Source organism: Streptomyces sp. NPDC026673 (genome assembly GCF_040638135.1).
Lineage (GTDB): Bacteria > Actinomycetota > Actinomycetes > Streptomycetales > Streptomycetaceae > Actinacidiphila.
The window spans coordinates 29230-55625 of record NZ_JBEZXR010000006.1; the positions used below are offsets into that span (position 1 = coordinate 29230).

Consider the following 26396-nt stretch of genomic DNA (forward strand, 5'->3'; position numbering starts at 1 on the left):
ACACTGATGTTGCGTCAATCGCAATCCGTTTCGCTATACGCACCGAGGTGTCATGATGATTCCCGTGTGCCGGCTCGCGGATCTCCCGCGTGGCGAGGCCTTCCGGATCGAGACCGACCCGCCCGTCACGGTGTTCCACACCGAGGAGGGCGAGCTCTACGCCATCGACGACACCTGCACCCACCAGGACGCGTCGCTCGCGGACGGCTGGCTGGAGGGCCACGCGGTCGAGTGCCCGCTGCACGCCTCGGCGTTCGACCTGCGGACCGGTGCCGTGGACGCGCCGCCAGCCAAGCGGCCCGTGCGGACGCACGAGGTCGTGGTCGAGGACGGCGTCATCCACGTGCGGTTGTCCACGGCCGCGCCCAACCTCCCTCCGTGCGTGGCCGGCCGGCTCGCCGGGGGAGCCGGGTGAGAGCGGTCGTCGTGGTCGGCGCCTCGCTGGCCGGGCTGTCGGCGGCGCGGGCACTGCGCGCCCGCGGGTACGACGGACGGCTGGTGATCGTCGGCGACGAGCGGCACCGCCCTTACGACCGGCCGCCGTTGTCCAAGGAGTTCCTCGCCGGGGACGTCGGCGAGGACGCCCTGGTCCTGGAGGCGGACGGCGAGGACCTGGGGGCCGAATGGCTGCTGGGAGCCCGGGCCGCGGCGCTCGCCCCCGGCGCGCGGGGGGTACGGCTGGCGGACGGCCGCACGGTCGCGGCGGACGGAGTCGTGGTCGCCACCGGCGCGGTGGCCCGCACGCTGCCGGGCACGGCGGGCCTGGCCGGGGTGCACACCCTGCGCACGCTGGACGACGCGCGGGCGCTGCGGGCCGACCTGGCGCGCGGCGGTCGGCTGGTCGTGATCGGCGGCGGCTTCATCGGGGCCGAGGTCGCCTCCACGGCGTACGCGCTCGGCCTCGACGTCACCGTCGTCGAGGTGGCGCCCACCCCGCTGTCGGGGCCGCTCGGTGCGGAGATGGGCGGGGTCGTGTCGGGCCTCCACGCCGACCACGGGGTACGGCTGTTGTGCGGCACCGGCGTGCGGGGGGCCGAGGCGGGCGGTGACGGCCGGGTCGCCGCCGTGGTCCTGGCGGACGGCCGCCGGCTGCCGGCGGACACGGTGGTCGTCGGCGTCGGCGCTCGTCCGTGCACGGACTGGCTCGCGGACTCCGGCCTCGAGCTGGGCGACGGCGTCGTCTGCGGCGCGGACGGCCGGACGGCGCTGCCGGGCGTCATCGCCGTCGGCGACTGCGCCGCCTGGTACGACCCGGCGACCGGCGGGCACCGCCGCGTGGAGCACTGGACGGGCGCCCTGGAGCGTCCGGCCGCCGCCGTGGCCGCGCTGCTGTCCGGTGGCGCGGCGGAGCAACGGGCGCCCCGTCCGCCGTACTTCTGGTCCGACCAGTACGGCGTGCGCATCCAGTTCGCGGGTCACGCCGCGGGGGCCGACAGCGTGACCGTCGAGGACGGTACGCCGGGCGAGCGCGACGTCCTCGCCGTCTACCGCAGGGGCGAGACGCCGGTCGCGGTCCTGGGGATGAACCAGCCCCGGCTCTTCACCCGCTGGCGCAAGCGGCTGGCCGCCGCGGCGTCTTGACAGCACCGCACCCGCGACCCATGCTGCAGTTGCGCATAGCACACTCCGTTGCTCATTACACAACGTCATCCGCAAGGAGTGCCCCGTGACCCCGACCGGCCTGCCGGACAGCCTGATCGCCACCCTCCCCGGCTCCCACTACACGGATCCCGGGATCTTCGCCCAGGAGCAGGAGCGCATCTTCGAGGCGATGTGGTTCTGCGTGGCGCGTTCCTCCGAACTCGCGGCGCCCGGCGCCTTCCGGACGGTGGACGTCGGCCGCGAGAGCATCCTGGTCACCCGGTCGCGGGACCACGCCGTGCGCGCCTTCTTCAATGTGTGCCGGCACCGCGGCGCACGGCTGCGCACCGAGGAGAGCGGCGAGGTCAGGCGGGCCTTCCAATGCCCCTACCACGCCTGGACGTACGACCTGGACGGCAGGCTCGTCGCGGCGCCCAACCTCACCAAGATGCCGGACGTCGGCCGCACCGAGTACGGGCTCGTCGCCGTCCACGTCCGGGAATGGCTGGGCTACGTCTGGGTCTGCCTGGCCGAGGACCCGCCCTCCTTCGAGGAGCAGGTGGTCGGCGAGGTCGTCACGCGGCTCGGGGACGTGGAGTCCATCGAGCGCTACGGCATCGAGAGGCTGAAGGTCGGCCGGCGGATCGTCTACGACGTGCGGGCCAACTGGAAGCTCATCGTCGAGAACTTCATGGAGTGCTACCACTGCGCCACGATCCACCCGGAACTGACCGAGGTGCTGCCGGAGTTCGCGGACGGCTACGCCGCGCAGTACTACGTGGGCCACGGCGCCGAGTTCGGCGCGGACATCCAGGGCTTCACCGTGGACGGCTCGGCGGGCGTGGACCGCATACCGGGCGTGTCCGAGGCCCAGGACCGGCGCTACTACGCGATCACCATCAAGCCGCAGGTCTTCGTCAACCTGGTCCCGGACCACGTCGTCTTCCACCGTATGTACCCGGTCGCCGTCGACCGCACGGTTGTCGAGTGCGACTGGCTCTACCTGGAGGAGGTGGTCGCCGCGGGCAAGGACGTCAGCCGCTCCGTCGAGCTGTTCGACCGGGTCAACCGGCAGGACTTCGAGGCCTGCGAGCGCTGCCAGCCCGCGATGGCCTCCCGGCTCTACGCCAAGGGCGGGGTCCTGGTTCCCAGCGAGCACCACATCGGCGGCTTCCACGCCTGGGTGCACGAGCGCCTCGGTACGGCTCAGCCCAGGTAGCCCATGCGGTGGCTGATCTCGGCGGCCCCGGCGACCAGCAGCGGCGCGAGTGCGTGCATGCGCTCCTCGGTGAAGCGGTACGACGGGCCCGAGGCGCTGACGGCGGCGATGACCTCGCCGTCGCGGGAGCGTACGGGGGCGGCCATCGCGTGCAGGCCGATCTCCAGTTCCTCCAGGGTCCAGGCGTAACCGCGCTCCCTGGCCTCGGCGAGGTTCTTCTCCAGCTTCGTCCGCGAGGTCAGGGTGTGCGGGGTGAGCTTCTCCAGGCCCGTGTCCGTGAGGAGTTCGGCGCGGCGCGCCGCGGGCAGATGGGCCAGCAGGATCTTGCCGCTGGAGGTGGCGTGCAACGGGGTGAGCTGACCGACCCAGTTGTGCGCGGTGACCGCGGCCGGCCCGCGCACCTGGTACAGGTTGATCGCGAAGTGCTTCTCCATCACGGCGATGTTGACGGTCTCGCCGACCTCCTCGGCGAGCCGCTCGCACACCGGCCGGCCCTGCTGCGTGATGTCGATACGGCCGGTCACCGCGCCCGCCAGCCGCACGATGCCGAACCCGAGCCGGTACTTGCCGCGTTCGCCGGCCTGCTCCACCAGCCCGCGCGCCTCCAGCGCGCCGAGCAGTCGGAAGGCCGTCGACTTGTGGACCTCGATCTCGGCCGCGACCTCGCTCACGCCGGCCTCGCCGCGCTGCGCGAGGATCTCCAGCACGCTGATGGCCCGGTCGACGGACTGCACGCCGCCCGGCTGCGCACCACTTGTTTCGGTATCTGCACTGAAGTTGCTCACAGCGAAACTATACGCGCGGTAAACAACAGCGCGGGGGTCCCCCGGGCGGAGTGCGGGGGCGAAACGCCACCGAAACCCCGCTGTCAAGTTGCGCGTTTCGCAACCTGGTGCGCATAGCGGCACCCGTACTAGCATGCTGCGCCAGTCGACCTGTCGACGGCGCGATCCAGACGAGCGGGACGAGTGAGACGAGGCTGGCATGGCTCCCTTGCAGTACGACTTCGTCATCGTCGGCGGGGGCTCCGCCGGCAGTGCCCTCGCGAACCGGCTCTCCGCCGATCCCGGGAATCGCGTCCTGGTGCTGGAGGCCGGCCGCCCCGACTATCCGTGGGACGTCTTCATCCACATGCCGGCGGCGCTCACCTTCCCCATCGGCAGCCGCTTCTACGACTGGGGCTACGAGTCCGAACCCGAGCCCCACATGGGCGGGCGGCGCATCTACCACGCCCGGGGCAAGGTGCTCGGCGGCTCCAGCAGCATCAACGGCATGATCTTCCAGCGCGGCAACCCCATGGACTACGAGCGCTGGGCCAAGGACCCCGGCATGGGGCACTGGGACTACGCCCACTGCCTGCCGTACTTCCGGCGCATGGAGAACTGCCTCGCCGCGGACCCCGACGACGGGTTCCGGGGGCACGAGGGGCCGCTCGTCCTGGAGCGCGGGCCCGCCGACAGCCCGCTCTTCCCCGCCTTCCTCAAGGCCGTCCAGGAAGCGGGCCACCCCCTCACCGACGACGTCAACGGCTACCGCCAGGAGGGCTTCGCGCCCTTCGACCGCAACGTCCACCGGGGCCGCCGGCTCTCCGCCGCCGGGGCCTACCTCAAACCCGTCCGCAGGCGCCCCAACCTGACGGTGCGGACCCGGACCCTGGTCACCCGCGTCCTGTTCGAGGGCAAGCGCGCCGTCGGTGTGGAGTACGAGCGCCGCAAGGGCGTCCGCGAACAGGTGCGCGCCCGCGAGGTCATCCTCTGCGGGGGCGCGATCAACTCCCCCCAGCTGCTCCAGCTCTCGGGTGTCGGCAACGCCGGGGAACTGCGCGCGCTCGGCGTCGACGTCGTCCACGACCTGCCCGGCGTGGGGGAGAACCTCCAGGACCACCTGGAGGTGTACGTCCAGTACGCCTGCACGCGGCCGGTCTCCATGCAGCCGTACCTGGCCAAGTGGCGCTACCCCTTCATCGGCCTGCAGTGGCTCTTCCGGAAGGGGCCCGCCGCCACCAACCACTTCGAGGCCGGCGGCTTCGCGCGTGGCAACGAGGACGTGGACTACCCCAACCTGATGTTCCACTTCCTGCCGATCGCGGTGCGCTACGACGGCTCCGCCCCGGCCGGCGGCCACGGCTACCAGGTGCACGTGGGGCCGATGTACTCCGACGCCCGCGGCACGGTGAAGATCAGGAGCGGCGACCCGCGCGAGAAGCCCGCGCTGCGCTTCAACTACCTCTCCACCGAGCAGGACCGCCGCGAATGGGTCGAGGCGATACGCGTCGCCCGCACCATCCTCGGGCAGCCCGCGCTCGCCCCCTACAACGGCGGCGAGGTCTCGCCCGGCCCCGGCGTCGAGACCGACGAGGAGATCCTGGCGTGGGTCGCGAGGGAGGGCGAGACCGCCCTCCACCCCTCCTGCACCTGCCGGATGGGCACCGACGCGATGTCCGTCGTCGACCCGGAGAGCCTGCGCGTACACGGACTCGAAGGGCTGCGCGTCGTCGACGCGTCGGTGATGCCGTACGTCACCAACGGGAACATCTACGCCCCCGTGATGATGATCGCCGAGAAGGCCGCCGACCTGATCCTCGGCCGCGAGCCGCTGCCGCCGTCCGAGGAGCGGTACTACCGGCACCGCGACGTCCACGTCAACTGAGCGCGCCCGAGCCCGCGTTACGGGCGGCCGGCCGGGAAATGCCGGCCTGAGGCGGGGCGCCGGGCGTCCTGCACGGGGCCCCGGCCGGTTGTGCCGTACACGCCGTGCAACCCCTTGACGGCCGGTGGCCGTTCGGACAGGGTGTTCCACCACAAGCAATTCGATGCGCTATGTGCAACGAAGCGAGGACTCCGCGCGTGGCAGACCTGTATCTGGACGGAGAGTGGCGCGAGGCGGTGGCCGGCGGTCACCGGGAGATCCGCTGCCCCGCCGACGGCAGCCTCGTCGCGACGGTCTCCGAGGCGGGCCGTGCCGACGCCGAAGCCGCCGTCGCGGCCGCCCGCGCCGCCTTCGACCACGGCCCGTGGCCGCGCACCCCGGAACGCGAACGCGGCGCCCTCCTGCTCCGCGTCGCCGACATCGTCGAGCGGGACGCCAAGGACTTCGCCCGAGCCGAATCGCTCGACACCGGCAAGCGGTTCGTGGAGAGCGAGTACGACATCGCCGACGTGGTCTCCTGTCTGCGCTACTACGGCGGCATCGCCGGGACCTCCGCCGGACGGGTCGTGGACACCGGCCGTGACGACGCCGTCAGCCGTGTCGTGTACGAGCCGGTCGGCGTCTGCGCGCTGATCACTCCGTGGAACTACCCCCTGCTGCAGGCCTCCTGGAAGGTCGCTCCCGCACTCGTCGCCGGCAACACGATCGTCCTCAAGCCCAGCGAGCTGACCCCCTCCACCTCCGTGCTGCTGATGCGGGCCCTGGAGGAGGCCGGACTCCCGGCCGGGGCCGCGAACCTCGTCCTGGGCGCGGGGCCCGAGGCCGGCGCCCCGCTCGCCGAACACCCCGGCGTCGACATGGTCTCCTTCACCGGCGGCCTGGCCACCGGCAGGCGCGTCATGGCCGCCGCCGCCGCGACGGTGAAGAAGGTCGCCCTCGAACTCGGCGGCAAGAACCCCAACGTGGTCTTCGCCGACGCCGACTTCGAGACGGCCGTGGACTTCGCGCTCACGGCCGTCTTCCTGCACTCCGGACAGGTCTGCTCGGCCGGGGCCCGGCTGATCGTCCAGGACACGATGCACGACGCCTTCGTGGACGAGGTCGTCCGGCGTGCCTCGGCCATCCGGCTCGGCGGCCCCTTCGACCCCGCGGCCGAGACCGGCCCGCTGATCTCCGCCGCGCACCGCGACAAGGTCGAGGCCTACGTCGCCGCCGGGATCGCCGAGGGCGCCGTGCTGCGCTGCGGCGGCGACCGGCCCGCGGACCCGGCCCTCCAAGGAGGCTTCTACTACCCGCCGACCGTCCTCGACGGCTGCGACCAGGGCATGCGCATCGTCCACGAGGAGTCCTTCGGACCCGTGCTCACCGTCGAGCGCTTCGCCGACGAGGACGACGCCGTCCGCATCGCCAACGACACCGAGTACGGCCTCGCCGGAGCCGTGTGGACGCGGGACGCCGGCCGCGCGCAGCGGGTCGCCCGCCGGCTGCGCCACGGCACCGTGTGGATCAACGACTACCACCCCTATGTGCCGCAAGCGGAATGGGGCGGGTTCGGGCACTCGGGCGTGGGCAGGGAGCTGGGACCGACCGGCCTGGAGGAGTACCGCGAGCCCAAGCACATCTGGCAGAACATCCAACCCCGGCCGCAGCACTGGTTCCGCGGCTGAACGCCGAAGAGAGGTCGACCGTGACCCCAGCACCGACCGATGTGCCGCAGCGGCGCGGCGCGTCCCAGGACCAGAACCAGGACCAGGACCGGAACGCGGTCATCTCCGTGCGCGGGCTGTGGAAGGTGTTCGGGCCGAAGGCCGAGCGGGTGCCGGGGTCGGAGGAACTGCGCGGGCTCGGCCGCCGGGAGTTGATGGAGCGCACCGGCTGCACCGCGGCCGTGCGCGACGTCGGGTTCGACGTCTCGCCCGGCGAGGTCTTCGTGGTGATGGGCCTGTCCGGCTCCGGCAAGTCGACCCTGGTGCGCTGTCTGACCCGGCTGGTCGAACCCACCGCGGGCGAGATCCTCTTCGAGGGCGAGGACATCCGCGCCGCCGACGCCGGACGGCTGCGCGAGCTGCGCCGCAACCGGTTCTCCATGGTGTTCCAGCACTTCGGCCTGCTGCCGCACCGCCGGGTCGTCGACAACGTCGCGTACGGCCTCGAGATCCGCGGCATGGGCAGGGCCGAGCGCGTCGGGCGGGCCCGGGAGGTCGTCGAACTGGTGGGCCTGGCGGGCTACGAGGACTCCTACCCCGACCAGCTCTCCGGCGGCATGCAGCAGCGCGTCGGCCTCGCCCGGGCGCTCGCGGGCGACCCCGGGATCCTCTTCTTCGACGAGCCGTTCTCCGCGCTCGACCCGCTGATCCGCCGCGACATGCAGAACGAGGTCATCCGCCTGCACCGCGAGGTCGGCAAGACGATGGTCTTCATCACCCACGACCTGTCCGAGGCCCTCAAACTCGGCGACCGCATCCTCATCATGCGCGATGGCAGGACGGTGCAGTGCGGCACGGGCGACGAACTCGTCGGCGCCCCCGCCGACGACTACGTCCGCGAGTTCGTGAAGGACGTGCCGCGGGCCGATGTGCTGACCCTGCGCTGGATCATGCGCGACCCACGTCCGGACGACGCCCTCGACGGACCCGAACTCGGCCCCGACGTCGTCGTCCGCGAGGCGACCCGGGCCGTGCTCGCCGCCGAGAAGCCGGTCAGGGTCGTCGCGGACGGCACACTCCTGGGCATCGTCGGCGACGAGGAGATCCTCGCGGTCGTCGCGGGCCGGGAAGGCGGAGTGTGATGGCCGTCGTCGCCTCGGGGGCGCGCGAGCGGCTCGGCACCGTCCGGGTCCGCCGCCGGACCGTCGTGGCGGGCATCGTCGTCCTGTGGCTGGTGCTCTTCACCCTGCTGCGGGGCCGGCAGACGCTCGCCCTCGCGGCCGCCGACCTCACCTCGCTGCACCGCTGGTTCAACGACGTCAACGACACGATCGGCGCCGACCGCAACAGCAACCCGCTCTTCCTCTACTTCTTCAACGAGATCCGGCTGGTCATCGACACCCTGGTGACCTTCGTCCAGACACTGATCTCGCAGCCGCCCGAGGGCCGCCCGGTGCCGCAGATCGGCTGGCTCGGCGTCGTCGCGATCGCCGGCTACGCCTCCTGGGCGCTGGGCAACGGGCGGGTCGCGCTGCTGGCCGTGGCGGGCTTCACCTTCCTCGGGCTGCAGGGCCTGTGGCAGGAGAGCATGGACACCCTCGCGCTCACGCTGTCGGCGGTGCTGGTGGCGCTCCTGTTCGGCATTCCGCTGGGCGTGTGGGCCGGGATGTCCCCGCGGGTGAACCGCGTCGTGACACCCGTGCTCGACTTCATGCAGACGATGCCGACCTTCGTCTACCTGGCCCCGCTCACCCTCTTCTTCCTCATCGGGCCCGCGTCCGCCACCATCGCCACGCTGGTCTACGCGGCGCCGCCCGCCGTCCGCATCACCGCGCACGCGATCCGCTCGGTCCCCGCGACCACCGTGGAGGCCGCGGAGTCGCTCGGTTCGACCCGGGCGCAGACCCTCACCAAGGTGCTGCTGCCGATGTCCCGGCGGACGGTGGTGATGGGCGTCAACCAGACAATCATGGCGGCCCTGTCCATGGTGACCATCGCCGCGCTCATCGACGCCCCCGGGCTCGGCAAGACCGTCGTCCAGGCCCTTCAGTCACTCGACGTCGGCACCGCCTTCAACGCCGGTCTCGCCATCGTCGTCATGGCCATCGTCCTGGACCGGGTCACCACGGCCGCCGCCGTCCGCACCGAGCGCGCGCGGGGTCCGCGGGGCCGCCTTCGGCGCCTGCGCCGCCCCCTGCTGGGGGCCGGCGCCGTGGTCGCCGCGGTCGCGGCGTGGCTGTCGCACACCTACGTCTGGGCGGCGGAGTTCCCCGGCGAGGGCGGCCTCGGCAACTCGCTGGCGAGCGCCGCCGACGCCGTGACCACCTGGGCGCAGGACAACCTCTCCGGTGTCACCAACGGCATCCGGGACGCCCTCACCACCGCCCTCCTCAACCCCTTCCAGACGCTGCTCACCGACTCGCCGTGGTGGCTCACGGGCCTGGTGCTGGTCGCCCTGGGCATGGTCCTGGGCGGCCGGGTCGCCGGCGCCACGGCCGCGGTCTGCGTGGGGCTGCTGGTCGGCACCGGAGTGTGGCAGGACGCGATGACGACACTCGCGTCGACCGTCGTGGCGACGCTCCTGGTCCTGCTGCTCGGGGTCACGGTGGGCGTGTGGATGGGCCGCAGCGCGCTGGCCGACCGGATCGTCCGGCCGAGCCTGGACGCGGCCCAGGTGATGCCGCCCTTCGTCTATCTGGTGCCGTTCCTGGCGCTGTTCGGCGCGAGCCGCTTCACGGCGATCGTCGCCGCCGTGGTGTATGCCGCGCCCGTGACGACGAAGATCGTCGCGGACGGTGTGCGGGGCGTGCCGGCGGCCACCGTGGAGGCGGCGACGGCGGCCGGGTCGAGCACCTGGCAGCTCGTCACGAAGGTGCAACTGCCGATGTCACGGGGTGCCCTGACGCTCGCGACCAACCAGGGCCTGATCTACGTGCTGTCGATGGTCGTGGTGGGCGGCCTGGTCGGCGCGGGCGCCCTCGGCTACGACGTCGTGGCCGGCTTCTCGCAGGGCGAGCTGTACGGCAAGGGGCTGGCGGCGGGACTCGCCATCGTTTTGCTCGGCGTGATGTTCGACCGGATCACTCAGGCCGCGGCCGGGCGCACCAGGAGGGTGCCCGGCGGGCGCTAGAGCAGGAGGCGGAAGAGACATGGCAACACACCTGACGGCGGCCGGCCGGCCGGCGAGATGGCGCGCCGGAGCGGCCGGAGTCGCGGCCCTCGGGCTCGCCCTGACCGGCTGCGGCGGCGCCAAGGTCGGCGAGTCGGACGCCGCCGGCGACTCCTCCGGCAAGTGCGGCACCTTCAACCTGGCCGTCAACCCATGGGTCGGGTACGAGGCGGACGCGGCGGTCGTGGCGTACGTCGCCGAGAAGAAGCTCGGCTGCACGGTCAAGAAGAAGGACCTCAAGGAGGAGATCGCCTGGCAGGGCTTCGGCACCGGCGAGGTCGACGCGATCCTGGAGAACTGGGGCCACGACGACCTGAAGAAGAAGTACATCGAGCAGCAGAAGACCGCCGTCGAGGCCGGTCAGACCGGCAACAAGGGCGTCATCGGCTGGTACGTGCCGCCGTGGCTGGCCGAGAGGTACCCGGACATCACCGACTGGAAGAACCTCAACAAGTACGCCGACAAGTTCCGCACCTCGGAGTCCGGCGGCAAGGGCCAACTGCTGGACGGCGACCCGTCCTACGTCACCAACGACGCCGCCCTGGTGAAGAACCTCAAGCTGGACTTCAAGGTCGTCTACGCGGGCAGTGAGACCGCGCTCATCCAGGCCTTCCGCCAGGCGGAGGCGAAGAAGCAGTGGGTGCTCGGCTACTTCTACGAGCCGCAGTGGTTCCTGTCGGAGGTCAAGCTCGCCAAGGTCGAGCTCCCGCCGTACGAGGCGGGCTGTGACGCCGACGCGGAGAAGGTCGCCTGCGACTACCCCGTCTACGACCTGGACAAGATCGTCAGCAAGAAGTTCGCCGACTCGGGCAGCCCGGCCTACGACCTGGTGAAGAACTTCAACTGGACGAACGAGGACCAGAACCTCGTGGCCAAGTACATCGCCGTGGACAAGATGTCCCCCGACGCCGCCGCGGAGAAGTGGGTCGAGGCCAACGCCGCAAAGGTGGAGGCCTGGATCAAGTAGTTCCGCGCCGATCCGTTCCCCGTGCCCGGCGGGCTGTCGCGACAGCCCGCCGGGCACCGTCCTTTCCCGCCCCCCGCGGCGCCGTCCGGCGGCTTGGCGGCGGCCTTCTCCCGCCCCCCGCGGGCCTCTTGACACCCTCTCCGGCGCCCGGCACATTGAGTTGCGCAACCTGAATCTTGTTGCGCTGACAGCAACTGGAGGTGTGGCGATGACGGGACCCCGAGTGGTCATCATCGGAGCGGGCGTCGTGGGCGCGGCGCTGGCCGACGAACTGTCCGCCGCGGGCTGGACCGACATCACGGTCGTGGACCAGGGTCCCCTCCCCGCCACCGGTGGCTCCTCGTCCCACGCCCCTGGCCTGGTCTTCCAGACCAACCCCTCCAAGACCATGACCGAACTCGCCCGTTACACCGTCGACAAGCTCGGCTCCCTCGACGTCGACGGACAGCCCTGCTTCCTCCAGGTCGGCGGCCTGGAAGTGGCCACCACCCCGGAACGCCTCGCCGAACTGCACCGCCGGCACGGCTGGGTGACGTCATGGGGCGTCGAAGCCCGGATCGTGGGGCCCGACGAGTGCGCCGCCCTCCACCCGCTGCTGGACCGCTCACGCGTCCTCGGGGGGCTGTTCGTCCCCACCGACGGCCTCGCCAAGGCGGTCCTCGCCGTCGAGGCGCAGACGCGCCGCGCCGCCGGGCGCGGGGTGCGCTTCCTCGAGCGCCACGAGGTCCTGGCCGTCACGCGGGACGACGGCCGCGTCACCGGCGTCGTCACCGACCGCGGCGGCGCACTGGCGGCCGACGTGGTCGTCTGCTGCGCCGGCATCTGGGGGCCCAGGGTCGCCCGGATGGCGGGCATGGAGCTGCCGCTCACCCCGCTCGCCCACCAGCTCGCCTGGACCGGCCCCGTCCCCGCCCTGGCCGGGGAGACCGAAGAGGCCGTCCGCCCGATCCTGCGCCACCAGGACGCCGATCTCTACTACCGCGACCGGCACGACCGTATCGGCATCGGCTCCTACGGCCACCGTCCGATGCCGGTCTCCGCCGACGACATCGCCGCGTTCGGCGACGCGGACGGGATGCCGTCCGTCCTGAAGTTCACCGAGGAGGACTTCGCCGACGCCTGGAGCGAGACCCGGGCCCTCCTGCCCGCCACCCGCGACGCCAAGATCGAGGAGGGAATCAACGGGCTCTTCTCCTTCACCACCGACGGCATGCCGCTGCTCGGCGAGTCGCGGGAGGTGAAGGGGTTCTGGGTCGCCGAGGCGGTCTGGGTCACCCACTCGGCGGGCGTCGGCCGCGCGATGGCCGAGTGGCTGGTGGACGGCCACTGCTCGTCCTTCGATCTCCACGAATGCGACGTCAACCGCTTCGAGCCGCACCAGCTCGCCCCCGAGTACGTGCTGGCCCGCGGCTGCCGGAACTTCGTCGAGGTCTACGACATCATCCATCCGCTCCAGCCGAGCGGGGCCCCGCGCCCGATCCGCACCAGCCCCTTCCACCCCCGCCAGGAGGAGCTCGGCGCCGTCTTCCTGGAGGCGGGCGGGTGGGAGCGGCCGCAGTGGTACGAGTCCAACGCCGCGCTGGCGGAGGGCCGTTCCATCCCCACGCCCGACGACTGGGCGGCCCGCCACTGGTCGCCGACGGTCGGCGCCGAGGCCCAGGCCACCCGTGAGACCGTCGCCCTGTACGACATGACCGCGCTCAAGCGCCTCGAGGTCACCGGACGGGGCGCCGCCGCCTTCCTGCAACGGCTCACCACCGGCAATGTCGACAAGTCGGTCGGGTCGGTGACGTACACCCTGCTCCTGGACCACGACGGCGGCATCCGCAGCGACATCACGGTGGCCCGCCTCGGCCGCGACCTCTTCCAGATCGGCGTCAACGGCAACCTGGACCTGGACTGGCTCACCCGCCACCTCCCGGCCGACGGCACGGCCGCGGTCCGCGACATCACCGCGGGCACCTGCTGCATCGGCCTGTGGGGGCCGCTCGCGCGCGAGGTCCTGCAGCCGCTCGCCGACTCCGACTTCTCCAACGAGGGCCTGAAGTACTTCCGCGCCAAGCGGGCGCACATCGGGGCCGTCCCCGTCACGGCGATGCGCCTGTCGTACGTCGGCGAGCTCGGCTGGGAGCTCTACACCACCGCGGACCTGGGCCTGAAGCTTTGGGACACCCTGCTGGCCGCCGCCCGGCCGCTCGGCGGCATCCCGGCCGGCCGCGGGGCCTTCAACAGCCTGCGCCTGGAGAAGGGCTACCGCTCCTTCGGCACCGACATGACCTTCGAGCACGACCCCTACGAGGCCGGCCTCGCCTTCGCCGTCAAGGAGGACAAGGACGACTTCATCGGGAAGGCCGCGCTCGAGCGGCGCCGGGCCGACGTACGGCGCAGGCTCACCTGCCTGACCGTCGACGACCCCCGCGCCGTGGTGATGGGCAAGGAGCCGGTGTACGACGGCGACCTGCCCGTCGGCTACGTCACCAGCGCCGCCTACGGCCACACGATCGGCAAGGGCATCGCCTACGCCTGGCTGCCCGCCGAACTCGCGGTGCCGGGGCGCGCCCTCGGCATCGCCTACTTCGACCGGCGCGTCGCGGCCCGGGTCGCCGCCGAGCCGCTGTTCGACCCGGCCATGTCCCGCCTCCGCGGCTGAGGCCCGCGGACGCCGCCACCGCGAGACCTCCGACGCCGCCGCTGAGAGGAACCCCCGCGCATGAACCCGCTCACCGCCCGCCTGTCCGAGCTGGACCCCGAGGTGCACGCCGCGCTCCGTGCCGAACTGGGCCGTCAGCGGTCCACCCTGGAGATGATCGCCTCCGAGAACTTCGCGCCCTCGGCCGTCATGGAGGCCCAGGGCTCGGTCCTGACCAACAAGTACGCCGAGGGCTACCCCGGCCGCCGCTACTACGGGGGCTGCGAGCACGTCGACGTCACCGAACGCCTCGCCGTCGACCGGGTCAAGGCCCTCTTCGGCGCCGCGTACGCCAACGTCCAGCCCCACTCCGGAGCCCAGGCGAACACCGCGGTGCTCTTCGCCCTGCTGCGGCCCGGGGACACCGTCCTCGGCCTCGACCTCGCGCACGGCGGCCACCTCACCCACGGGATGCGCCTCAACTACTCCGGGAAGATGCTCGACGTCGTCCCGTACCACGTCTCCGCGACCGACCACCGGGTCGACATGGACGAGGTGGAGCGGCTCGCCAAGGAGCACCGCCCGAAGATGATCATCGCGGGGTGGTCGGCGTACCCCCGGCAGCTGGACTTCGCCGCCTTCCGGCGCATCGCCGACGAGGTCGGGGCGCTGCTCATGGTCGACATGGCCCATTTCGCGGGGCTGGTCGCCGCCGGGCTGCACCCGAACCCCGTCCCGTACGCCCATGTCACCACCACGACCACCCACAAGACCCTCGGCGGCCCGCGCGGCGGGGTGATCCTCACCGACGACGCGGAGCTCGCCAGGAAGCTGAACTCGGCGGTCTTCCCCGGCATGCAGGGTGGCCCCCTGGAGCACGTGATCGCCGCCAAGGCGGTCTCCTTCAAGGTGGCCGCCGGCGAGGAGTTCCGGGAGCGCCAGGCCCGCACCCTGGCCGGCGCGCGGATCCTCGCCGACCGTCTGACCCGCGACGACGTCGCGGGGGCGGGCGTCGCCGTCCTCACCGGCGGCACCGATGTGCACCTCGTCCTCGTCGACCTGCGAGCCTCCGCGCTCGACGGCCGGCAGGCCGAGGACCTGCTGCACTCGATCGGCATCACCGTCAACCGCAACGCCGTCCCCTTCGACCCGCGCCCGCCCATGGTCACCTCGGGCCTGCGCATCGGCACCCCCGCCCTGGCCACCCGCGGATTCACCGAGGACGACTTCGCCGAGGTCGCCGACGTCATCGCGCTCGCCCTGCGGCCCGCGCCCGACCTGCCCGCCCTGCGGGCCCGCACCGAGGCGCTCGCCGCGGCGCACCCGCTCTACCCGCACCTGCCGCAGGACGGAGACGACGCCCGATGACCCCCCGCACCCCGGGTGCCGACCTCCCCGAGCACCCGGAGTTCCTCTGGCGCACGCCCGAACCCAAGCGCGCCTACGACGTCGTCATCGTCGGCGGCGGCGGCCACGCCCTGGCGACCGCGCACTACCTGGCGCGCGACCACGGCATCACCGACGTGGCCGTGCTGGAGAAGGGCTGGCTCGCGGGCGGCAACATGGCCCGCAACACCACGATCATCCGCTCCAACTACCTCTGGGACGAGAGCGCGGGCATCTACGAGCACGCCCTGAAGCTGTGGGAGGGCTTGGAGGAGGAGCTGGACTACCCGATCCTCTTCTCCCAGCGGGGAGTCCTCAACCTCGCCCACAGCCTCCAGGACGTGCGCGACGGCGTCCGCCGGGTCGAGGCCAACCGGCTGAACGGAGTCGACGCCCAGTGGCTCGACCCCGCGCAGGTGAAGGAGGTCTGCCCGATCGTCAACACCTCCCCGGACGTGCGGTATCCGGTGATGGGCGCGACCTACCAGCCGCGCGCGGGCATCGCCAAGCACGACCACGTCGCCTGGGGCCTGGCCCGCTCGGCCGACGCGGCCGGGATCGACCTCGTCCAGAACTGCGAGGTCACCGGCATCGACGTCAACGACGGCCGGGTCACCGGCGTACGGACCAACCTCGGGCCGATCGGCGCGGGCAAGGTGGCGCTCTGCGCCGCCGGGCACTCGTCGGTGCTGGCCGGGATGGCCGGATTCGACCTGCCCCTGCAGAGTCATCCGCTGCAGGCACTGGTGAGCGAACTGCTGGAGCCGGTGCACCCCACCGTTGTGATGTCCAACGCGGTGCACGTCTACGTCAGCCAGGCCCACAAGGGCGAACTGGTCATGGGCGCGGGCATCGACGCGTACAACTCCTACACCCAGCGCGGCGCCTTCCACGTCATCGAGCGCCAGATGGCCGCCGCGCTGGAGCTCTTCCCGGTCTTCGCCCGCGCCCACGTGCTGCGCACCTGGGGCGGCATCGTCGATGTCAGCCCGGACGCCTCGCCGATCGTCGGCCTCACCCCGGTCCGCGACCTCTACCTCAACTGCGGCTGGGGGACCGGTGGTTTCAAGGCCACGCCAGGTGTGGGCCAGGTCTACGCGCACACCATCGCCCACGACACCCCGCACGCCCTGGCCGCCCCCTTCTCGCTCGACCGCTTCACCACCGGCGCGCTCGTCGACGAGCACGGCGCGGCCGCGGTCGCCCACTGAGGAGCCCCCATCGATGCTGCTCATCCCCTGCCCCTGGTGCGGGCCCCGCGACGAGGCCGAGTTCCACTACGGCGGCCAGGCGCACCTCGCCTACCCCCGGGACCCGGCGGCCCTGACGGACGAGGAGTGGGCCCGCCACCTCTTCTTCCGGGACAACCCCAAGGGACCCTTCGCCGAGCGCTGGATGCACGCCGCGGGCTGCCGCCGCTGGTTCGCCGCGGTGCGCGACACGGCGACCAACCGCTTCGTCCCCGGCGCCGCCGCCTCTGCGCGTGCGGCGGCCCCCGCCCCCGCCGCGGCCGCCGCCCTCGCTGCGGCCGCCGCGGAAGCGCCCCGCCCCGGCCCTTCCGTGCCCCCCGCCCTTCACCCCGCGCGCGACCTCGTCCAGCCCTTCCGGCTCGCGCAGGGCGGCCGGATCGACCGCGCCGCGCCCCTGGCGTTCACCTTCGACGGGGTCGCGTACACCGGCTACCGCGGCGACACGCTCGCCTCGGCCCTGCTCGCCCACGGGGTCGTCGCCACCGGTACCGGCATCAGGTACGGCCGTCCGCGCGGCATCTTCTCCGCCGGGGTGGAGGAGCCCAACGCCGTCGTGCAGATCGAGGCGCCCTTCCCGGAACCCATGCTGCCCGCGACGACCGTCGAACTGTACGACGGCCTCGTCGCGACCGGACTCCCCGGTCAGGGCAGGCTCGCCACCGAGCCCGACCCGGCGCGCTACGACGCCGTCCACGCCCACTGCGACCTGCTGGTCGTCGGCGCGGGCCCCACCGGGCTCGCGGCCGCGGCCACCGCGGCCGGCAGCGGGGCACGCGTGATCCTCGCCGACGACCAGCCCGAACCGGGCGGCGGTCTCCTGGGCAGCGGACGGCACCTGGACTGGGCCGCGGAGACCGGGGCCCTCCTCGCCGCGGAACCAGGGATCCGCGTCCTGCGCCGTACGACGGTTTTCGGCCACTACGACGACAACCACGTCCTCGCCGTGGAGCGCCGCACCAGCCACCTCGGCGCCGCCGCCCCCGCCCACGTCTCCCGGGAACGTGTGCACCGCGTCCGCGCCCGCCGAGTCGTCCTCGCCACCGGTGCGCACGAGCGCTCGCTCGCCTTCCCCGACAACGACCGCCCCGGCGTCATGCTGGCCGGCGCGGCCCGTACCCACCTCCACCGCTACGGCGTCGTCCCCGGCCGCCGGGCGGTCGTCTTCACCACCAACGACAGCACCGACGCCGTGGTCCGCGACCTGTCCGCGGCGGGCGTGGAGATCGCGGCGGTGGTCGACGCGCGCGACGGGGAGTACGTCACCGGCACCGAGGGAGCGGACCGGCTGACGGCCGTACGGGTGGGCGACCGGCGGATCGAGGCCGACCTCCTGCTGGTCTCGGGCGGCTGGAACCCCGTGGGCCATCTCTACAGCCAGGCGGGCGGCGCACTGCGGTACGACGAGGCCCTGGGCACCTTCGTTCCCGTGCCCGGATCGTCGCACCAGGCCGTGGAGTTCGCCGCCACACCCGCCGAGGGCGTGGCCGCCGCCGCCCGGGCCCTCGCGGCCGAGGGCTTCACGCCGGTCCGGCCCGTGCTCCCGCCCGCGGAGCCGGGCCCCGGACGCCCGCCGCTGACCCTGTTCGACGTCCCCGTCCCGGCTCCCGGCCCGCGCTTCGTCGACCTGCAACGCGATGTCACCGTGGCCGACCTGGCGCGCGCGGCCGGTGCCGGGATGCGCTCCGTGGAGCACACCAAGCGCTACACCACCGCGGGCACCGCCAACGACCAGGGCAAGACCTCGGGCGTGCTGGCCTCGGGCGTCGTGGCGGGTCTCCTCGGCGTGGAGGTGTCCGCGCTCGGTACCACGACCTTCCGGCCCCCCTATGCCCCGGTGTCCTTCGCCGCGCTCGCCGGCCGCGACCGGGGAGCGCTCCACGACCCCGTCCGCGTGACCGCGCTGCACGACCTGCACGTCGCGCAGGGGGCGCTGTTCGAGAACGTCGGCCAGTGGAAACGCCCCTGGTACTACCCCCGGCCCGGTGAGGACATGACGGCGGCCGTGCTGCGCGAGTGCCGGGCCGCCCGCGAGGACGTCGCCTTCATGGACGCCTCGACGCTGGGCAAGATCGACGTCCAGGGCCCGGACGCCGCGCTGTTCCTCGACCGGCTCTACACCAACGTGATGTCCACCCTGCGGACCGGCATGATCCGCTACGGCGTCATGTGCCGCCAGGACGGCATGGTCTTCGACGACGGCACCGCCATCCGGCTCGCGGAGGACCGCTTCCTGGTCACGACGACCACCGGCAACGCGGCCGCCGTCCTGGACTGGATGGAGGAGTGGCTGCAGACGGAATGGCCGGAACTGCGCGTGCACTGCACCTCCGTGACCGAGCAGTGGGCCACCGTCGCCCTCGTGGGCCCGCGCTCCCGCCAGGTGCTGCGCTCGCTCGCCCCCGGACTGGCCGTGGACAACGACGACTTCCCCTTCATGGCGTGGCGCGACACGACGGTGGCCGGACTGCCCGCCCGGGTGTGCCGGATCAGCTTCTCCGGGGAACTCGCCTACGAGATCAACGTCCAGCCCTGGCGGGCGCGGACCCTCTGGGAGGCGGTGCGCGCCGCGGGCGCCACTCCGTACGGCACCGAGACCATGCACGTCCTGCGCGCCGAGAAGGGCTACCCCATCGTCGGCCAGGACACCGACGGTACGGTCACCCCGCAGGACCTCGGCATGGGCTGGGTGGTGTCGAAGAAGAAGCCCGACTTCATCGGCAAGCGGTCCCATGCCCGCGCCGACACCGTCCGACCCGACCGGAAGCACCTTGTCGGCCTGCTGCCCGAGGAGCCCGGTCTGCTGCTCCCCGAGGGCACCCACCTGGTCGCGGGTCCCGTCCTGCCCGCACCGCCGGTCCCGACGCTGGGGCACGTCACCTCCGCCTACCCCAGTGCCGCCCTCGGCCGCACCTTCGCGCTCGCCCTGGTCAAGGGCGGCCGGCAACGGGTGGGGGAGCGGCTGTACGCGCCCGTGGGCGACCGTCTCGTGGCGGTGACCGTCGCCTCTCCCGTGCTCTACGACCCCGAGGGGGCCCGCCGTGACGGCTGACGACGCCACCTGCCGCAGTCCGCTGTCGGCGGCGGCCGACAGGCTCGCCGCCGCCACCCGCGCCTCCGGCGGGGGCCTGCGGCTGGCCGAGCTCCCCTTCCTCACGCAGATCGACCTGCGTCTGGATCCGAAGGGCCCGGCCGCCGAGGCCGCCGGGCTCGCCCTGGGCGTGCCCCTGCCCCTCGAGCCGTGCACGGTCGCCCGCTCCGGCGACCTGGCGGTCCTCTGGCTCGGCCCGGACCAGTGGCTCGTCGTGGGGCCGCCCGGCGTCCAGGAGGACGTGGAGGCCCGCCTCCGCAAGGCCGCGGGCGAGGCGCACGTATCGGTCACCGACGTCTCCGCCCAGCGCACCACCCTGCTGGTCTCCGGCCCCAGGGCCCGTGACCTGCTGGCCCACGGGTGCTCGCTCGACCTGCACCCCCGGGTCCTCGCCCCCGGCCGCTGCGCACAGACCTCGCTGGCGCGCACCCAGGTGGTGCTGGTGGCGCGGGACGAGGCGCGGGCGGGCTTCTGGGTGCTGGTCCGCTCCTCCTTCGCCGGCTATCTCGCGGACTGGCTGCTGGACGCCGCCACCGAGTACGTGTGACGTGGGCCGCACGACCCCGTCATAACTTGAATCCGGGATTCGCATTATCTAGCCTCAAGGTATGCGCCTCACGAAGTCCACCGACCTCGCGCTCCGCGCGGTGATGGCCCTCGCCGTCAAGGACGAGCCGTCCACCGCCCGGGACGTCGCCGAGGTGATGCGGGTCCCGTACTCGCACCTGGCCAAGGTCGTGGCGCGCCTGCAGCACCTGGGCGTCGTCGAGACCCGCCGCGGACGCGGCGGCGGCCTCGAACTCACCGCCGCCGGACGGACGGCCTCGGTCGGTCGCCTGGTGCGGGAGCTGGAGGGGGTCGGCGACGTCGTGGACTGCGAGGGCGAGACGCCCTGTCCGCTCGCCGGGGCCTGCCGGCTCCGCGGTGCGCTGCGCCGGGCGCAGGAGGCCTTCTACGCCTCCCTGGACCCGCTGACCGTGGCCGATCTGACCGCCGCGCCCACCGGACCCGTCCTGGTGGGGCTGGTCGGCTCCGGCCCGCCCGGTCGGCGGAACTGACCCGACCGAACCGTCGCCCTCCGGGGCGGGCTCGCCCGTGCCCTCATGTCCTCATGCCCCATGCCCTCACGCACGTCCTCACGCACGTCCTCACGCACGCCCTTTAATGCGAATTACAGATACCAATTAGGGAGCCGTTCATGCTCAGCGAGAAGTCCGCCGCGACCGTCCGCGCCACCCTGCCCGCCGTCGGCGGCGCGATATCCGAGATCACCGCGCTCTTCTACGACCGGCTGTTCGCCGCCCACCCCGAGCTGCTGCGCGACCTGTTCAACCGCGGCAACCAGGCCGCCGGCACCCAGCGCGAGGCCCTCGCCGGAGCCATCGCCCACTTCGCCACCGCCCTGGTCGAGCACCCCGGGCAGCGCCCCGACGCCATGCTCTCCCGCATCGCCCACAAGCACGCCTCGCTCGGCATCACCCCCGGCCAGTACCACATCGTGCAGGAACACCTCTTCGCCGCCATCGCCGAAGTGCTGGGCGACGCCGTCACCGAAGAGGTCGCCGCCGCCTGGGACGAGGTCTACTGGCTGATGGCGAACGCCCTCATCGCCATCGAGCGGCGGCTGTACGCCGAGCACGGCGTGCTGGAGGGCGACACCTGGCGCCCCTGGGAGGTCGCCGAGAAGGTCCGGGAGACCGAGGACGTCGCCACCTTCCGGGTCCGCCCCGTCGACGGTCTGCCGCTGCCCGACTTCGGGCCCGGCCAGTACGTCTCCGTGCGTGTCCAACTCCCCGACGGCGCGCGGCAGATCCGTCAGTACAGCCTCTCGGGAGCGCCCGGGGACACCACGCGGCAGTTCACCGTCAAGCGTGAGCGCGGCGCCGCCGACGGCCCGGCCGGCGAGGTCTCGGGCCACCTCCACGACCACGTCGGCGAGGGTGCCCGCATCGAACTGTCGGCCCCGTACGGCGACGTCGTCCTCGACGACAACGGAGCGCCCCTGCTGCTCGCCTCGGCCGGCATCGGCTGCACCCCGATGCTCGCCATGCTGCACCGGCTGGCCGGCGACGGCTACGAGGCGCCCGTGACCGTCGTCCACGGCGACCGTTCGCCCGGCCACCACGCCCTCGCCGACGACCACCGCGCGCTGGCCGAGAAGCTCCCCGTGGGCAGTGCCCACTTCTGGTACGAGGACCCCGGCACCGCCGGCGCCCCCGGCGCCCGCGCCGGCCGGGTGGACCTCTCCGGCGTCGCGCTGCCCGACGGCCTGCAGGCATACCTGTGCGGCCCGCTCCCCTTCATGCGCGCCGTGCGCGCCCAGCTCATCGAGCGCGGCGTGCCCGCCTCGGCCGTGCACTACGAGGTCTTCGGCCCCGATCTGTGGCTGGGCCGCGACTGACCGGCCACACTGGTCGGATGGCGGAGAAGGCGGTCAAGCGCAGCGCGGGGATCCTGCTCTTCCGCGGCACCTCGGGCGGTCCGCCCGAGGTGTTGCTGGGCCACATGGGCGGCCCCTTCTGGTCGTCCAAGGACACGGGGGCGTGGACCATCCCCAAGGGCGAGTACGAGCCCGACGAGACCGCCGAGGCGGCCGCGCGGCGGGAGTTCCTGGAGGAGCTGGGCCTGCCGGTGCCCGAGGGAAGGCTGCTGCCGCTCGGTGAGAACCGCCAGCCCAACGGGAAGATCGTCACGGTCTGGGCGCTGGAGGGCGACCTCGACACCGGCCTGGTGCGGCCCGGGACCTTCTCCGTGGAGTGGCCCCGGGGCTCCGGACTCGTCCGGGAGTTCCCCGAGGTCGACCGGGCCGCGTGGTTCCCGCTCGGCCCGGCCGCCGACGAGAAGATCCTCGCCGCGCAGCGGCCGTTCCTCGACCGGCTCCGCGAGCTGCTCGCCGAGGGCGGCCCGGGCGCCGAGGGCGGCGCCGGTCAGGGGGCGGAGGAGGCGTAGATCGACTCGATCTGCGCCGCATACTCGCTGACGATGGCGCTCCGGCGGAGTTTCAGCGAGGGCGTCAGCATCCCGTTCTCCACCGAGAACTCCCGTGGCAGGACGCGGAAGGCCCGGATCGACTCGGCGCGCGACACCGCCGAGTTGGCCATCGACACCGCACGCTGGATCTCGGCCCGCACGTCGCGCTCGGTCATCGCCGTCCGCAACTGGACCGCCTCCCGGTCCAGGGTGATCAGTGCCGCGACGAACGGCCGGTTGTCGCCGATCACGATGCACTGCGAGACCAGCGGATGCGCCCGCAGCCGCTCCTCCAGCACCAGCGGCGCCACGCTCTTGCCGCCACTGGTGATGATGATGTCCTTCTTCCGGCCGGTGATCGTCAGGTAGCCGTCCGGGTCGAGGGAGCCCATGTCGCCGGTGGCCATCCAGCCGCCGCGGCGCCACACCTCGTGGTTGGCGACCGGGTCGGCGTGGTACCCCACGAAGACCGTCGTGCCCCGGACCAGCACCTCGCCGTCCGGCGCGATCCGCACGGCGCTGCCCGGCAGCGGCCTGCCGACGGTGCCGAAGCGCACCTTCCCCAGCGGCTGCGCGGTCACGGCGGCCGTGGTCTCGGTCAGCCCGTAACCGTCGTAGATGGTCAGCCCGGCGCCGGCGAAGAGCAGCGCCAGGTCCCGGCTGAGCGGGGAGCCGCCGGAGACGGTGTAGTGCACGCGCCCGCCCAGCACCTCCCGGATCCGCCCGTAGACCATGCGGTCGAAGGCCGAGTGCGCCGCGCGCAGCAGCGGCCCGGGTCCGGGCCCCGAACCCAGCGCCTGCCGCTCCACGGCCTCCGCGTAGCGCACCGCGACGTCGGCCGCCCGGTCGAAGACATGGGCCTTGCCGCCGCGGGCGGCGGTGTTCCGGGCGCCCTGGATGATCTTCTCGTAGACGTACGGGACGGCCAGCAGGATGGTCGGCTTGAAGGACCGGAACGCCGGCAGCAGTTCGCCGGGCGCGAGGTCCGGCTGGTGCCCGAGCAGGACGCCCCCGCGCAGCGCGCAGGTGGTCACCATCAGCCCGTAGATGTGCGACATGGGCAGGAACGCCAGCACCGACGGCCGCGCCCCGGCCGGCGCGAAGATCGAGCGGTACCCGGCCAGCAGGGTGTCGCACTCGGTGGCGAGGTTGGCGTGGGTGATCAGGCATCCCTTGGGCGGTCCCGTCGTGCCCGAGGTGTACGCGATGACGGCCACCGACTGCGGCTCGACCGCCCAGCGGAGCTGGTCCAGCACCACCGGGTGGACCTGCCGGCCCAGCGCCCCCAGCCACCGGACGCAGCCCGCGTCGAGCTGCCAGATCCGGCGCAACGAGGGGAGCGTGCCGCACACCGCGCCCACGGTCATGGCGTGGTCCTCGTGCTCGACGACGATCGCGACCGCTCCCGAGTCGGAGAGGATCCATCGCACCTGTTCGGCCGACGACGTCGGGTAGATGGGGACGATGCGGGCGCCGACCGACCACAGTGCGTAGGAGAACAGCGTCCACTCGTACCGCGTGCGGGCCATCACGGCCACCGGATCGCCGAAGCGGATCCCCTCGGCCACCAGGCCCCGCGCGAGCTCGGCCACCTCGTCGCGGAAGTCCGCGGCGCGGACCTCCTGCCAGAGATCGCCCTCGTGTCCCTCGCGCCTGGCCAGAACGGCGGCGTGGGGGTGCTTCTCGGCCGTCTCGTACACCGAGTCGGCGAGTCCCCCCGACCGCAGCTGCTCCACCCGGGGCGGAAGGCTGAACTCGCGCACGGTGCCCCCTTCCCCGAGCCAGTGCCACACCGCGCCAAGGGGCGGCAGGCAGGGAAGATATCCGGCGATTGGACCAGCTGCCTAGAGGTGGGGCGGAAACGTCAGCGACTGTCGCGAACGGGTCCCTCCGGGGCAGCGGTTCGGGCCGACTACCATGGCGGCGTCAGGCGCGTACCCCTCCGGGGACGCGACCGTTCACGTCAGGAGTGTGAGTCGTGCTGCGCACCATGTTCAAGTCCAAGATCCATCGTGCCACCGTCACCCAGGCCGACCTCCACTACGTCGGCTCCGTCACCGTGGACGCCGATCTGATGGAGGCCGCCGACCTGCTGCCCGGTGAGCTCGTCCACATCGTGGACATCACCAACGGCGCCCGTCTGGAGACCTACGTCATCGAGGGACGCCGGGGCTCCGGGGTGATCGGCATCAACGGTGCCGCCGCCCATCTCGTGCACCCGGGCGACCTGGTCATCCTGATCAGCTACGCGCAGGTCGAGGACGCGGAGGCCCGCGCGCTGCGCCCGCGCGTGGTGCACGTCGACGCGGACAACCGGATCGTCTCGCTGGGCGCCGACGCCTCCGAACCGGTTCCCGGGAGCGATACCCAGGCGAGCCCGTACGCGGTGCAGGTCGGCTGAACGTCCGTACGAGCGGCTGTGCTATTGTCCGGATCCAACTTCGAGGTATCCGTCCAGGTGCGGCCCGGTGGTCACGGGGCGTACCGGGACCGGGAGCGCGGTCTGTGGCCGTCGTCCTCCCACAGCACTCCTCGGGCCTGACGCATCAGCAGTTCTCCGGGCTCCGGCGGATCGCTGGGCTGCCGCGGACTTCCGTGACGGGCCCGGACATTTGTCGCTCTCGGGGGGGCGATGAGAGTACACCTTTGTTCGGCTCGAAAGGAACTGAGTCCATGCACGCTGGCAGAGGCGCCAGGCTGCGCACCGTGACCCTGGCGGTCCTCACCCTCTCCCTGACGGCCGCGGTCACTGGCTGCGGCGGCGATTCGGGCGGGCAAGGCGGCGAAGTCACGGTGGGCATCGCCCTCCCCACCAAGAAGCAGACCCGGTGGATCAACGACGGCGACAACATGTCCAAGCTGTTCAAGGCCCAGGGGTACAAGACCGACCTGCAGTACGCCGACGACAAGGTCGACACGCAGGTCGCCCAGGTCGAGGAGATGATCGACCGGGGCGACAAGCTCCTGATCATCGGCGCGGTCGACGGTTTCGAGCTGGGTGACGCCCTCCAGAAGGCCGCGCGGGCCGGCGTCAAGGTCATCGCCTACGACCGTCTGCTGCTGGGCTCCAGCAACGTCGACTACTACGCGAGCTTCAACAACACCCGTGTGGGCAAGATCCAGGCCCAGTACATCGAGGAAAAGCTCGGGCTGAAGAAGGGCAACGGGCCCTACAACGTCGAGCTGTTCGCCGGCGACCCCGACGACAACAACGTCCAGTACTTCTTCAACGGTGCGATGGACGTCCTGGCGAAGTACATCGCCAACAAGCAGCTGGTGGTGAAGAGCAAGCAGACCCGCCTCACCCAGGTGGCGACGTTCCACTGGGACGCGTCGATCGCCACCGAGACGATGGCGACGCGGCTGCGGAACTACTACAAGGACGGCTCCACCGTGGACGCCGTTCTCGCCCCCAACGACGGCATCGCCCGCGGCGCCATCCTGGCGCTGAAGGCCGACGACTACGGCACCGCGGCCAAGCCGATGCCGATCGTCACCGGCCAGGACGCCGAGGTCGAGTCGGTCAAGGAGATCATCAAGGGCGATCAGTCCATGACGGTCTACAAGGACACCCGCAAGCTCGCGGCCCGCGCGGTCGAGATGGCGCAGGACATCCTCAGCGGCAAGCGGCCCGAGGTCAACGACACCGAGACGTACGACAACGGCAACAAGGTCGTTCCGTCGTACCTGCTCGACCCGGTCGGCGTGGACAAGGGCAGCTACGAGAAGCTGCTGGTCAAGAGCGGCTACATCAAGGCCTCCGACCTCGGCTGACGGAGACCACGGGCACGGCACAGGGCCGGGAGGGACGCTGACGTTCCTCCCGGCCCTTGTCGTGTGCG

At 72.4% G+C, this 26396-nt stretch carries 20 protein-coding genes; 18 read left to right on the forward strand and 2 right to left on the reverse strand.

Annotation, left to right across the window (positions count from 1 at the left end; all coding sequences use genetic code 11):
• Positions 1 to 52: 52 nt before the first annotated feature.
• The 3 genes from AB0F62_RS07010 to AB0F62_RS07020 all read left to right on the forward strand — a co-directional run bounded on the left by AB0F62_RS07010 (position 53) and on the right by AB0F62_RS07020 (position 2800).
• Positions 53 to 415: a bifunctional 3-phenylpropionate/cinnamic acid dioxygenase ferredoxin subunit gene (locus tag AB0F62_RS07010; protein ID WP_361793011.1), complete on the forward strand. Its 363-nt coding sequence runs from the start codon at positions 53 to 55 to the stop codon at positions 413 to 415.
• Positions 412 to 1581, forward strand: coding sequence for an FAD-dependent oxidoreductase (locus AB0F62_RS07015; protein WP_361793013.1), 1170 nt, complete (start codon positions 412 to 414; stop codon positions 1579 to 1581). Before AB0F62_RS07010 ends, AB0F62_RS07015 begins: the two co-directional genes overlap by 4 nt.
• An 85-nt stretch (positions 1582 to 1666) precedes the next feature.
• Positions 1667 to 2800 (forward strand): aromatic ring-hydroxylating dioxygenase subunit alpha, encoded by a 1134-nt coding sequence (locus tag AB0F62_RS07020; RefSeq protein WP_361793015.1) that lies wholly within the window; start codon positions 1667 to 1669, stop codon positions 2798 to 2800.
• On the opposite strand, the gene AB0F62_RS07025 is transcribed toward AB0F62_RS07020, so the two are convergent.
• A complete protein-coding gene (locus AB0F62_RS07025) occupies positions 2788 to 3534 on the reverse strand; it encodes an IclR family transcriptional regulator (protein ID WP_361793017.1) in 747 nt (248 codons plus the stop codon). The genes AB0F62_RS07020 and AB0F62_RS07025 overlap by 13 nt on opposite strands.
• A gap of 250 nt (positions 3535 to 3784) precedes the next feature.
• Between AB0F62_RS07025 and betA the strand changes: the two genes are divergently transcribed.
• The 13 genes from betA (at position 3785) to AB0F62_RS07090 (ending at position 22533) form a co-directional block, all read left to right on the forward strand.
• A complete protein-coding gene (betA, locus tag AB0F62_RS07030; protein WP_361793020.1) occupies positions 3785 to 5449 on the forward strand; it encodes a choline dehydrogenase in 1665 nt (554 codons plus the stop codon).
• A 197-nt stretch (positions 5450 to 5646) separates the two neighbouring features.
• Positions 5647 to 7116 carry an aldehyde dehydrogenase family protein gene (locus AB0F62_RS07035; RefSeq protein ID WP_361793022.1) on the forward strand — a complete coding sequence of 490 codons (1470 nt, stop codon included), beginning with the start codon at positions 5647 to 5649 and terminating at the stop codon, positions 7114 to 7116.
• 20 nt (positions 7117 to 7136) lie between these two features.
• Positions 7137 to 8237: a glycine betaine/L-proline ABC transporter ATP-binding protein gene (locus AB0F62_RS07040; protein ID WP_361793024.1), complete on the forward strand. Its 1101-nt coding sequence runs from the start codon at positions 7137 to 7139 to the stop codon at positions 8235 to 8237.
• The gene (locus tag AB0F62_RS07045) at positions 8237 to 10225 is read left to right on the forward strand and encodes an ABC transporter permease subunit (RefSeq protein WP_361793026.1); all 1989 of its coding nucleotides are present in this window, start codon (positions 8237 to 8239) and stop codon (positions 10223 to 10225) included. Before AB0F62_RS07040 ends, AB0F62_RS07045 begins: the two co-directional genes overlap by 1 nt.
• A gap of 19 nt (positions 10226 to 10244) precedes the next feature.
• Positions 10245 to 11231 (forward strand): ABC transporter substrate-binding protein, encoded by a 987-nt coding sequence (locus tag AB0F62_RS07050; protein ID WP_361793028.1) that lies wholly within the window; start codon positions 10245 to 10247, stop codon positions 11229 to 11231.
• Between the two features lie 208 nt (positions 11232 to 11439).
• Positions 11440 to 13881 (forward strand): FAD-dependent oxidoreductase, encoded by a 2442-nt coding sequence (locus AB0F62_RS07055; RefSeq protein WP_361793030.1) that lies wholly within the window; start codon positions 11440 to 11442, stop codon positions 13879 to 13881.
• A gap of 60 nt (positions 13882 to 13941) precedes the next feature.
• On the forward strand, positions 13942 to 15228 hold the full coding sequence (glyA, locus tag AB0F62_RS07060; RefSeq protein ID WP_361793032.1) for a serine hydroxymethyltransferase: 1287 nt from the start codon (positions 13942 to 13944) through the stop codon (positions 15226 to 15228).
• Positions 15225 to 16457 (forward strand): sarcosine oxidase subunit beta family protein, encoded by a 1233-nt coding sequence (locus AB0F62_RS07065; RefSeq protein WP_361793034.1) that lies wholly within the window; start codon positions 15225 to 15227, stop codon positions 16455 to 16457. The genes glyA and AB0F62_RS07065 overlap by 4 nt, the downstream gene beginning before the upstream one ends.
• A gap of 13 nt (positions 16458 to 16470) precedes the next feature.
• A complete protein-coding gene (locus AB0F62_RS07070; protein WP_361793036.1) occupies positions 16471 to 19545 on the forward strand; it encodes a sarcosine oxidase subunit delta in 3075 nt (1024 codons plus the stop codon).
• On the forward strand, positions 19535 to 20131 hold the full coding sequence (locus AB0F62_RS07075) for a sarcosine oxidase subunit gamma family protein (protein WP_361793038.1): 597 nt from the start codon (positions 19535 to 19537) through the stop codon (positions 20129 to 20131). Before AB0F62_RS07070 ends, AB0F62_RS07075 begins: the two co-directional genes overlap by 11 nt.
• Positions 20132 to 20192: 61 nt before the next feature.
• Positions 20193 to 20642 carry an Rrf2 family transcriptional regulator gene (locus AB0F62_RS07080; protein ID WP_361793040.1) on the forward strand — a complete coding sequence of 150 codons (450 nt, stop codon included), beginning with the start codon at positions 20193 to 20195 and terminating at the stop codon, positions 20640 to 20642.
• 140 nt (positions 20643 to 20782) lie between these two features.
• Positions 20783 to 21985, forward strand: a complete 1203-nt coding sequence (locus tag AB0F62_RS07085; protein WP_361793042.1) for a globin domain-containing protein — start codon at positions 20783 to 20785, stop codon at positions 21983 to 21985.
• A 17-nt stretch (positions 21986 to 22002) separates the two neighbouring features.
• A complete protein-coding gene (locus AB0F62_RS07090) occupies positions 22003 to 22533 on the forward strand; it encodes an NUDIX domain-containing protein (RefSeq protein ID WP_361793044.1) in 531 nt (176 codons plus the stop codon).
• On the opposite strand, the gene AB0F62_RS07095 is transcribed toward AB0F62_RS07090, so the two are convergent.
• A complete protein-coding gene (locus AB0F62_RS07095) occupies positions 22512 to 24317 on the reverse strand; it encodes an AMP-dependent synthetase/ligase (protein WP_361793046.1) in 1806 nt (601 codons plus the stop codon). The genes AB0F62_RS07090 and AB0F62_RS07095 overlap by 22 nt on opposite strands.
• A gap of 215 nt (positions 24318 to 24532) precedes the next feature.
• Between AB0F62_RS07095 and panD the strand changes: the two genes are divergently transcribed.
• Entirely contained in the window at positions 24533 to 24955 is a 423-nt protein-coding gene (gene panD, locus AB0F62_RS07100; RefSeq protein ID WP_361793048.1) for an aspartate 1-decarboxylase, read from the forward strand.
• A 272-nt stretch (positions 24956 to 25227) separates the two neighbouring features.
• Positions 25228 to 26328 (forward strand): multiple monosaccharide ABC transporter substrate-binding protein, encoded by a 1101-nt coding sequence (gene chvE / locus AB0F62_RS07105; protein WP_361793050.1) that lies wholly within the window; start codon positions 25228 to 25230, stop codon positions 26326 to 26328.
• Positions 26329 to 26396: the final 68 nt, after the last annotated feature.